At 42.2% G+C, this 11,735-nt stretch carries 7 protein-coding genes; 3 read left to right on the top strand and 4 right to left on the bottom strand.

Going from position 1 to position 11,735, the window contains the following annotated elements; genetic code table 11:
• Positions 1-741: cation:proton antiporter (locus tag WC955_11570; GenBank protein MFA5859688.1), on the bottom strand; the 741-nt coding region annotated here is incomplete at its 3' end.
• A complete protein-coding gene (locus tag WC955_11575) occupies positions 741-962 on the bottom strand; it encodes a 4Fe-4S binding protein (GenBank protein ID MFA5859689.1) in 222 nt (73 codons plus the stop codon). The genes WC955_11575 and WC955_11570, both read right to left, overlap by 1 nt.
• A gap of 686 nt (positions 963-1,648) precedes the next feature.
• On the opposite strand from WC955_11575, the gene WC955_11580 reads away from it, so the two are divergent.
• On the top strand, positions 1,649-3,736 hold the full coding sequence (locus WC955_11580; protein MFA5859690.1) for a TonB-dependent receptor: 2,088 nt from the start codon (positions 1,649-1,651) through the stop codon (positions 3,734-3,736).
• Positions 3,737-3,839: 103 nt separating this feature from the next.
• On the opposite strand, the gene WC955_11585 is transcribed toward WC955_11580, so the two are convergent.
• Positions 3,840-4,757: a hypothetical protein gene (locus tag WC955_11585; GenBank protein MFA5859691.1), complete on the bottom strand. Its 918-nt coding sequence runs from the start codon at positions 4,755-4,757 to the stop codon at positions 3,840-3,842.
• Entirely contained in the window at positions 4,754-10,687 is a 5,934-nt protein-coding gene (locus tag WC955_11590; GenBank protein MFA5859692.1) for an Ig-like domain-containing protein, read from the bottom strand. The genes WC955_11585 and WC955_11590 overlap by 4 nt, the downstream gene beginning before the upstream one ends.
• Before the next feature lie 233 nt (positions 10,688-10,920).
• On the opposite strand from WC955_11590, the gene WC955_11595 reads away from it, so the two are divergent.
• Both WC955_11595 and WC955_11600 read left to right on the top strand, forming a co-directional pair.
• Positions 10,921-11,511, top strand: coding sequence for a sigma-70 family RNA polymerase sigma factor (locus WC955_11595; protein MFA5859693.1), 591 nt, complete (start codon positions 10,921-10,923; stop codon positions 11,509-11,511).
• Positions 11,508-11,735 (top strand): hypothetical protein (locus WC955_11600; GenBank protein MFA5859694.1); only part of this gene is annotated, 228 nt, incomplete at its 3' end. The genes WC955_11595 and WC955_11600, both read left to right, overlap by 4 nt.

Below are 11,735 nucleotides of genomic sequence, written 5' to 3' on the forward strand. Positions count from 1 at the left end.
CGCAAGTGCCATACCCGCGATGTATGCCGGTAGGACAGCTTCACTGCCAGACCAGATAGCTAACGCGCCCATTGCAAATAATACGAAAGATACCCATTTTACGCGAATTGCTGCGGTACGGTTGCCGTAAACATTAGTGAAAAATGTTGTGAGTATCGGGAATAAGGGTATCATTATCGCTGTAACCGCAACAAAAATTACTGTTTTATAGGTGAACGGCGAAAAAATTAAGCCCAGCGCGATCACTGTCCCGAGGTCATTAATAAAACACGCGCCAAGGATACCTTTCCCGAACTCTGTAGTATTAAACCCTGTTTCTATCATCACAGCGTAAACTACTGCCATTGAGGTTGTTGATAGCGCAACCCCTGTAAGCAAGCTTGCCTGCAGGTTCCATTGAAGAATATAAAACGCGATAGCGGAACATCCAAGAAACGGCGCAAAAAAGCCTATAGCTCCTACGACCAATACTTCTTTCCATTTAATTTTTAGTATCTTAGGATCAAGTTCAGCTCCTGCGAGGAATGTTAAATAAATAGCACCGGCAGATGCAAGAAATTTCAGCCATTCCAGGTTGCTGCCTAGAGAGTTTATCCCAAAAAACTTATTTGCGACAGTACCTGCAATAACACCAACACAGATTTCAATTAAGGCAATAGAAATTTTTAGGTGGTACGCAATAATCGCGGATACTACGGCTAATAGCAACCATAACGCGCTTATAAAATATATTTGTTCCACTATAATCCCCCTGCTTTTTTTTCGGTTCTCGTGATTTTGATAGCATCTGCCTGGCAGTTGCGTTCGCAGCCGCCAAGTTTATCGCATTTTGTTTCGTCAGTAACCGCGCATTTACCTGTTTTTTTGTCTAGATAAAGAATTTTCTTAGGGCATAGGTCTACGCACACGCCGCAACCTGTACATAATTCTGTATTGATATTAACTATTTTACAAGAACTCATTTATTTGTTCCTTAGTTTAAACTTCTTGTTTTTATACTTATTACAAAATAGTAATATTGTGTGTCAACAATAAGTTAAGATCGAATTATCCTAAGTTGTTCCACAGGATATTGAACAACTAATCTAAAAAGATATAATGAACACTAATGAAGAGAAAAACGTTAGTACTTTTAATAATAATTCTAGCTATATTATGGACGGTAATCCTTCCGTTACATTCGCATACAGATGGAATAAGCCATCAGGATATCTGTATTTTTTGCGCTGTTGCACATCAAGGATATATTGTAAGCTCTACTTTCGTTTTTATTATTGTTTTAACATACCTTTATTTGTTTTTGTTCAGATCAGGCGCAAGGAACACAGTTATACCCGCAGTTTTACATCTCAGAAGTCCTCCCAAATAAGTTAACTTAAAAGTTTTTCTCAAAATTGGTTACACCAGTTCAATAATGAAGTGCAACACTTGAAGAAGCAGATCTATTTATATTCAACGGCCTTACTCAAGGGTTGGCAGTAAAACTTGGGAAGTACCGCGCTGGATTAGTTGTATATATGGGCTTGAACTATCGCTGAGATTAGACTGGTTGTGTTCTTGGTTTTACTTTTTGTTACATGGTTTGGTGATAAAATCATAAAAATCAGAAAATACAGAATTGAGTTAGCGTAATGATATAATGTTCATTATGAATAACAAACTTACAGTTTTATTTGTATCCACTCTAATACTACTTATGTTTGAAACTTATGTTTTGGGAGCAGGGTTATCGGAGCTTATTAATGACAATGTTCCACACGTTGTTATCACTGCTACTCGTACATCTGAGCCAGCGGCTGATACGTCTAAACCTGTGTATACGGTAACAAGTAAAGAAATTTCCGAGGGTAATACCAGGACAATAACGGAAATTGTTAAAACCCTTCCCGGCGTGTTTATGCAGAAAACCACGCATGGACATGGTTCACCGGTTATCCGCGGGTTCATCGGCCGTGAAAACCTTATCCTAATCGATGGAGTGCGGTTGAACAACTCAACGTTCCGCAGCGGACCCGTGCAGTATATGAACACGGTCGACAGTTCGTTAATTGACAGGCTTGAACTTACCCGCGGGCCAAGCTCAGTATTGTACGGCAGCGATGCGCTAGGCGGGGTTATCAATATAATCACAAAATCTCCAGCGTCAATCCCTGGGCTTAGAACAACAACTTCTGTGCGGTACAACAGCGCAGATAACGGGATTTCTACCAGAGCGGAACTCAATGGCGGGTTTGATAAACTTAGTTTTTTAATGGGTGGTACGTATAAGAACTTAAACGATCTCCGTGCTGGCGGTAGTTTTGGTGTGGAATCACCTACAGGCTACTCTGACGCGAACGGAGACGCAAAAGTTGTATACCAAATATCGGATAAACAAAAGGTTGCGGTAAGTTATCAGCATACCAACCAATTTAACGTTCCGCGGTACGAAAAGTATACCGGTGTTACGCGTATCTTTCACGGTACCGGCGGGTATGACAAGTTTGTTTACAACCCTCAAATACGGCAGTTGGGGATTGTTCAGTACGACTATGAAACTCCTAACCCTTTTCTAGACAATATATCTGCAAAAATATCATATCACCGCCAGTACGAGGGAAGCCAGCAGCAGAAAACCGGTAGTACAAAAGTTGCTGAATACGAAGATACCGGAGACACTTTAGGAACTGTGTTTCAACTGGTCTCTCTTTTGTCTTCCCATAAACTTGTGTATGGATTGGAATATTATAACGATACTGTTGTCAGTCAGTACAGTGAATTTAATACCCAAACCGGTGTTAGGGCAGAAATCCCGGCAAACAGCACGTTTCCTGACGGGTCAAAATACTCATCCTTCGGTATGTTTATCGAAGACCAATGGAAAGTACTGCCGATGTTAAAACTTGTTCCCGGGGTAAGATATAGCATGTTTGAATATAACACTGTTTTACGCAATACCCCGCTTAATGGTAATCTTGCCGAAACGTTTTCAAACTTCTCCGGCAGTCTCGGTGCGGTGTATAACCTTACGGCATTACTTAACCTCTGCGCTAATGTTTCTCAAGGCTTCCGTGCGCCGAACCTTGACGATGTTGCTACATTACGTACAACAAACCAGGGGATTGATGTGCCAAGCTATGGATTAAAGCCGGAAAAAAGTAATACTTACGAAATTGGTATAAAAGCTAAACCAGGGCAATTTAACTGGTCAGCATTTTACTATTATTCCGACATAACTGACAAAATAGACCGTAAACGCGGGACTTATAATGGTGCGAATACTATTAATGGAATACAGGTATACCAGAAGTTTAATATTGGTAGTGCCAAACTACAGGGCGTAGAACTTGATGGGCAATGGTATTTAGACAACCTGTTCAACTGGTCATTATCCGGAATGCTTACCTACACTGACGGGTGGAATATAACCGATTCTGAACCGTTAATGCGAATACCTCCGGTAAACGGTATGTTAAGTATACGTTATGACCCTGTCCACTGGTGGATTGAACCGTATATAAGATTCGCAGATAAGCAAGACAAACTTTCTTCCAGAGATAAAGAAGATCCTAGGATTGACCCTAACGGTACGCCAGGATGGGTTACGTACAACCTCCGCGGCGGGTGGAAAATAAACAGAACGTTTGCGCTTACCTGCGGGATAGAAAACATTTTGGATACTGGGTATCGTGAACACGGTTCCGGCGTTGATTCACCGGGAGTTAGTGTTCAACTCGGGTTGGATGCGAAGTTTTAGATTGATCTACTGTTAGCGAAAACCCGGAAAAACCGGTATTTAACCCCTGGGTGAATATATAATAATTTAGACGATACAAAAACTATGGAACTGGTTATTCCCATCATTTTTTGTAGATGAGAGAAATTCTGTAAGTATCTCCGATTGACGGATAGGAAGCGTATCCTATCCCCACAACCCATATTTTTTTGATTATTACACTCAGTCCAAACGTTCCGCCGCCGTTATCGTACCCTGCATGAATCCCCGCTGGGCCAACCATTATATCAACTCCTGCATGGTATCTCAAATTCATCCCGGAGACATATGTTCCATCAAGTGCCGCAATTTCAGTTTTTGTGTCAACATCCGCGGAAAAAATTGTTGTTTTCTTAAACACTGCCCATGAAAAACCAATCCGATAATCTGCTGGGATCGCTTCATTTTTTATATCAGCAACAACATTTTTTGCAACCATACCCACCGCGAAATTATTAAATTTTCCAAGTACTGCAACAGCGCCAAAATCAAACCCCATACCTGCACCGTTTCCTATCGAAGTGTCAAGCACATACCGTTTTAATGCTATACCGGTACGGATATGATTATTTATCTTGAATCCATATGCAAGTGTTACCAAGTTTTCGTTCCACACACTTTTTTGCTGAAGCCCGGCAGCCGGATTTCCCTGCATAAGTTCAGCGGATACGTTTTGCCACGATAGCCCCGCAGCGCCATAATTCGATATGGGAAAACAGATTGCTGTATTACCGAGTGTAACCCCCGGGAATACAGAGTATAGCCCGTAAGTAATGTCCATCATAAACCCCGTCACCCATGACAATCCGGCAGGATTACAGATCATCGCAAGTGTTTCATCCGCTGCAAAAGCCCCGCCGGCAGCTGCATACGTCCCACCGGTAGAAAGCATATTTGCGCTTAAAGATAAATCTAACGGCGCTGCGATAAGCAACCTTACCGGGGATAGTATCATCGTACAAAGTATGGTTATCGTAACAGCGTTTAAATTAAATATTTTCATTTTATCACCCCAACAGTTCCTTTAATAAACTCCGGTGCGCTGCCATCCTCAGGTTGATACTTCAGTATGTAAAAATATACGCCGCTACCGACATAATGTCCAAATTCGTTATTCCCATCCCAATTACACGAATTTTCACCCACAGAATTCTGTGTGTTTTCAAGTATTGATATTACATTATCTCCCGCTAAATCCAATATCCGCAGTTCTACTGTTCCAGGTTTGGGTAATGAATACACAAAAGTTGTATGCCCGGAGATATTAAACGGATTTTTTGTTAAATATACACTTAAAGCCGTAGGGATTTCAGTTTTCACCTGCGCAATTGCGTAGATACTGAAATGGTTGACTTTTGCCGTTACGTAACCAGTACGAGTACCGGAATCCCAGATGACAACATTCTCCGGCGTTTTTATCCACTCGTTACCATCCCAAAACACTATTGCAAGCTTGGCAATATCAAACTCTGTACCCGTGTCGATTACGCCATCGCGGTTATTGTCAAGATCAGTTTCTGTAAAAGGTAACGATATTGTCACTGGCTTCGCAAATACCGTTCCCTGCGGGCTGAACTCCCGCGCAACCGGTGTCAGTATCACCCCGGGGTTTGACGGTTTGGCAAGCAGTGTCCGTGAAACCGGCACTATTGTAACAATTGTGTCGTTAAGCACCGCGCCAGCCACTACCGTTACCGATGTACCGTCAGGAGAAGATATGACAGTTTCCGCGTTCTTTGTTGCTATTCCAACGGCTTTTGGGGTTTTATATACAATAGTATCCACAATTTCCATCCCCTTATTTCCCGCACGGTCTACCGGCACGAGGGACAATTTATTCGCTCCCTCCACAAGGTCGATATAACACACAGCAACATTATCATCCGGCGATATGGGTAGTTCGGAATAGTAGCTTTTAACAAACACACCGGCGGTTGAATCGTACGACTCAACTTTTACCACAACATGCTGCGGACCGGAAACTGGATCATTGACATTTAATTTTATGCAAAGCTTCGTTGCATACGCTTCTTTTGTCCCGTCAGTCAATGTTTTGATAGGAGGGTAGTAGGTAGGAGTATTAATATTCCCGTATGTTCCCGGAGTAGTAGAAATAGCTGTGATATACGGCGCGGTATTATCAACGGTAAACGGTCCGATAACGTCGCTTGCGAGCATCCATCCGGGATATGCTGCGGGTTGTTCACGGTTGTACGCTTTTATCCTAAGGTAATACGACGTACCGTCAGAGAGCTGGTCCAGCAACGTGTTCCAATCAACCTTAACCGTTGCGCCTGGACTAATGTTTACTGTTGTGTAAGTTGACACTATCCCGTCCAAACTATACCACTCTGCAGCATACGTAAGAGTAGACACATCTAGTTCAATATCTGTTGCGGTTGACGGGATATACGGTTCTATTGTACACGTAGATGAAACAACCTCATATTTTCTGGGATAAATAAATCCAATAGGCGCACGGGGGTCAAGATAAATACTTGTTTGCACTGCTGTAGTTTGTGTGGCGGTAAAAGTATTGTTTGCTCCGTCTATAATATTTACTGTAACAACATTAGTCCCGTTGACCAGTGAATAAGGATATGCCCATGTGCAAGTAGAAATCAATACGGGTGACACAACCATTCCGTTTACGTACAGTGCCACAACATTTTTTTCAGCATACGTACCGGAAATCAACTGGTTCGGATACTTAGTAGGCGTAGTGTACGGATTTATAGTTAAAACCGGCGCTGTGTTATCTACTATAACAGACACCCGCATGGATTCGCTTTTATTGGTCATAGAATCTACGGCTACACAGTACAGTGTATAATGCCCGTCAGGATACAATGCTGTATTCCATGAAACACTCCATCCATTATCCCGAGTGGAATCTGTATACAACGCCAAACCGGTACTAAGGTAAAATGTTACATGGCTTAACAAAATATTATCTTGCGCAACAGCTTGGATATTCACTGTCCCTTTAATAAAACTCAACGTACTGCCCTCTACCATATACGCCGGCGATATCCTGCAGGTCACTGGCGGGAGAGGATTGGTATTGTCAATAGTAACAAACCTGCCATCGCTTTCTGTGCGGTTCCCGGCAGAATCGTAGACTACCGTACGAATGATATATGAACCGTCAGAAAATTGTGCAGTATTTACAATATAAGTGTTGATGGCAATCTCTGAAACAATCGATGATGTACTAACGAGTTTGTTGTTGAACCAAAGTTCGGACTTAGTTATCTGCGATACCGCATCATTTGCTGAATATTGTATTACCATCTGCCCGCTTGCCGGTGACTGTAAAACCAGTAAACTCGTTTGCGGTGCAGTATTGTCAACTACAAAGTTTAATATGCTGCTGGCGGCGGAACTGCCTACATAGTCGTATGCAACTATCTGCGCGGTACTTGTACCGTCAGGAATTTTGGTTGTATCCACAGCGATTTCGTTGACATACGCCGCAGAATTGAACGCCATACCTGCAATATCGGTTGTATTCACTGCCAGTAGTACCCGCGCAATGCCGTAGTTGTCGGTAGCTGAGTATTTAAAAGTTGTAATTCCAGAAACATAACTGTTACTCCCTGGCGCGCTGAACTGCACATTCCACGGCGGAGTAGTGTCGCATATAATGGAATAAGCACTGGACTGCATACTATTTGTTGATGAGTCATATGCAATGATGTATAACGAATGAGATCCTTCCGAAGGCGTATATGTAAAATCATATGGTGGGGTATAAACCGTATTTACTGGTATATTATCCGCAAACAGTGTCATACTTGAAACATAAATATTATCCGCCGCAACTGCTGTTATATTAATAGTTCCTTTGACATATACACATGAGCTGCCGTTAATATTAAACGCGGGTGATATTCGTGTTATTGCCGCAGTTTGCGGGCTTTGAGTATCCACAATGAAAAACCATGAGAAACTCCCGGCGCTGTTTCCTGCTCGATCACGGATATTCAAGGTAACAGTATGCAATCCATTCGCCATATTTTCGAGAATAACACTTGTTCCGGTAGAAACATTTACCGCCGGAACCGTTGCCGCGTCAATAATAAAAACACAGGATGCTGTATCTATTCCTGCCGGTGTAACCGCAAGTGTACCAACAGGATCAGTGAATGCTGCGTTAATCAGTACTGTCGAAGTTGAGACAATTGCACCTGATGGGGGAGAAGGGTTGTATATGTTCGGTATAGTATTATCAATCATAATAACATTCGTTGATATTGTTACAAACGAATTTCCTGCAGTATCCATGGATTCTATGCGAACAGACTTTAATCCTTCCGGTGTGGAAGATGAAATGTGTATTGTCGCATTCAACACTGTAAAAGTCGTACCAGTTGCCGAGTATTCTGTGCTGCCAAAAACTGTGCCGGAAGAATCGGTAATTTTTATAAGTGTATTCCCAAGATTCGTGTCATTAGACACAAAACTGACATCTATTCCTTTACCGGCTGAAGCATAAACTGTACTGTTTATTGGCGAGAGGATAACGATTTCAGGAGGAACGCTGTCTATATATACCCGCCCTGCTATTGGCCCGGCGGTGTTTCCAATAAGATCGGTTGAGTAAAAGTATACGGTAGCCCAGCCGCATAACGGTGTGGCCAGTACTATAGTAACACTTGATGAGTATATCCCATCTCCGGCAATAATATCGCCCTGTACACCTGAATCAGATAAAGTTAGCGGGGTTGCTATTCCCAGCGAGGTACAAATTACTGCGGTGGTTGAAATCAGCGATGTACTGTCCGATGTTTGCATCGCAAGTGTTATAGTATCGCCATTTTTCGCTATGGTACGGGCTTGAACGGTAGATGAATAAATCACACCGTAATTATTATATCCTGCCGGAATAACAGACGGAACGGTGTTATCTACAACAATAGTACGGACATCTGAATATCCGGTAGTACCGTTAGAATCTATAGCTTTCACTTTGATAATATGAGTACCATCCGCATAGTTTGTGGTATACAAAACTTCATACCCGTTTTTAGCGCCGCTACCTGCTGTGGGCTGTGTACTCACTGGTGTATAACTTCCTCCGTCAATTGAGAATGCGGATGAGTTTGATGGTACCGTGGCTCCAGTGTTTACCGGTGTTACAGTAAAACTTATCTGATATTGTCCTTTCAACGTCGAACCCGCAATTGGAGTATTTATTGTTATCGCCGGCGGAGTAAGTGTTGTTTCCGAGATATTTGTCACCGAAACAGGTATGTATTTTTTAATTACATTATTATTTTGGTCGGTTACTTGTATGGTAATTCTGTAATTATTTGAATTTGATACATTACTGGTATTGATACTGCCTGCCCAATAATTGGTATCACCTGATTTTGTTAATGACGACGAAAATGTGTCGTATGGCGCAACGCCTTCTTCGGTGTTCACATCTTCAAGCCGCCAGAGGACGCTTGTAATACTGTAGGTTGGGAACGGTATAATCTCTGCAAGTACAGGATATGCCCCATCACCAATAGCAGCATTTTGCGCCGGGAGGATCGAAACAACATACGCGCCGCCGCTCTGAAGGGTACACCATCCTGTAGCGCTATAATTTCCTGAAGAACGCAGACAGTAGGTAGTGTTCGCAAAACGGTTCCACCAATATTCCTGCCCGCCCTTAGTAAATTTCATGAGAAAACCTGTTTTGCCGTTACGCCCAATCTGTAAATCCCCGGGGCTTTGCGTACCTTTTTTCGGTACCTTAAACTCAAACCCGTATATGCTTCCCGATGTACCGTCATCCCCGGCAGTGTCGTTATTTGCATCAGCAGTGGTCCATACTCCAGTGTTGAAACTATAATCGGTAAACGCGCTGTTTTTTACACGTACGGCGTTCTCGCCGTTGTTAGTGAGTTCGTAATCCTGGTTTGCAGGGTCACTTGCTCCAACATCGTAGTCAAAATATAGGTCAAGCTGGTCACCTCCTGCAGCACCGGTAATTTCTATACCGAAATACAAATAATCAGGGCTTGTACCGTCGTCTTTTAGGTGCAGCGTAGCGTTATATGTTTGCAACCCTGAACCTGACACCCCAAAGTTGGTTAATACAAATTCTTTTTCAAACGCGCCTTCCCACCCCGCATCAGTTGCAATATTACCGTCTGTGACCGTAGGATTATTTGTGTTTGAATATAAAGCTGATACAAGCCGGTCAGGTGCGTTGATGCCAAGTTGCAGGTCTGCCCAGCCGGGAGATATTGCTGCATTATTTTTTGTGTCATTCAGGATTGCCCAGTAGTTTTCGTTTATGCCGGGGTCTCCCGGCGTGTTATTGTTATCAGTTTTTCCTGCCATCGGATACAAACCTACTTCTGAAGTTGTATCAAGTTTTAGGTAAGATTTTGTGGTGCCTGTAGAAAGAGGGATACGGAATTCGTAATTAAAAATCCCGCCGCCTTGTTCGTAAGTATAACATTTCAATCCAGTTCCAGCAGAAGTTTCCGCAGAACCGTCTCCACGCAAGTCTATCGTCCATGCAGAACCGTTCCATATGTATACATAATAATCAGGGGACCGGCCGGGGGGATAGCAGCGGATAGAAAATTCACCTACACCGGACGACTGTGCCGTCAACGAATCGTCGTGGACTGTGTAGTTCGAACTACTTCCCTGGTCAAAAAATAAGTGGACATACCTATTCACAGAATTATCGCCAGCAGAATCTGTTACAAATGCTACATACAGATACGATGTATCGTGTTTAATCAGCATCTGAGAATAATAACTCGAGTCGGCACCTATCTCTGAAGCTATATATATATTTCTTACGTACGCATCCGCCCATTCCCCTGGCCAGGTCGCAATATTACCGTCAATAACCGGCGCGCTTGAGGTTTGATATCCAAACAACTGCCTGCCATCGCCTGAATCGGTTGATATGTGAGCCAACCCAGTACCAGATTGTGTAATAAGCAAAATTAATGAGAGAACATAAACGTTTAATATGTGTTTAATGCAGATACCCTCCATTTTATGGTGTATTTATTTTGACTTCTACAATGTTTATACAATTGAGCTGACAATTAAGTTTCATTTTGAATTAACTATACTAGCAACTGAAACTTTTTGGGTTCAATGATTGTATAATAATTGCATAGACAATAAACAAAAGGTAATTATAAGTGGTAAATGTTCAGGATAATACTAAAACTGACCTGGTGCTGATTCAGCAAACATTAGCTGGTGACGAATCCGCCTTTGCCAATATTATTGATAAATATAAAAATGGAATAATGAATACAGTATATTGTATGCTCAACAATACTCATGATGCGGAAGATATTACCCAGGAAGCATTTATCAAAGCGTATCACAACCTTGGAACCTATCGTGTGACTTACCAGTTTTCTACGTGGCTGTATAACATTGCAATCAACCTTGCGCGAAACAAGATAAAACAACGCAAGTTTATGTTTTTCTCAATTAATAGTATACAGATTACAGATACTGGAAGCTATACTCCGGACAGTTTAATAGATAATCAAAATATGCCGGATAAAGAGTACGAAAAAAAGGAACAACGCGCAATAATAGATAAAATGCTGTTGACTTTGCCTATGAACCAACGCGAAGTTGTGGTGTTAAGGTACTTAGAAAACTTTAGTTATGAGGAAATAGCCGGGATTACCGGCCGGCCGTTGGGTACGGTAAAGATATTGTTGCACCGCGCACGGCATCGGCTGTATAAAAACTTTAGGACACAAAGCACATGATTATAACAGATATTACCGATCAAAAACGGACTGAGGTACAAAGGCAGAAGATTGAACAGCAGATCCAGCAAACACAGCGGTTAGAGAGCCTTGGTGTCCTGGCTGGCGGGATCGCGCATGATTTTAATAATTACCTTACTGTGATTATCGGTAATCTTAGCCTATTGGAAGAAAGCGTTAACCAGTCAAAGGAAAATCAGGAAATCCTTAATGACGCTCAAAAA

The sequence above is a fragment of the Elusimicrobiota bacterium genome (assembly GCA_041658405.1).
Taxonomy (GTDB): domain Bacteria; phylum Elusimicrobiota; class UBA5214; order JBBAAG01; family JBBAAG01; genus JBBAAG01.

Bases quoted from the DNA above. Each gene is read 5' to 3' on its own strand.
- WC955_11575 (MFA5859689.1), bottom strand. From the start codon at position 962: ATGAGTTCTTGTAAAATAGTTAATATCAATACAGAATTATGTACAGGT.
- WC955_11580 (MFA5859690.1), top strand. From the start codon at position 1,649: ATGAATAACAAACTTACAGTTTTATTTGTATCCACTCTAATACTACTT.
- WC955_11585 (MFA5859691.1), bottom strand. From the start codon at position 4,757: ATGAAAATATTTAATTTAAACGCTGTTACGATAACCATACTTTGTACG.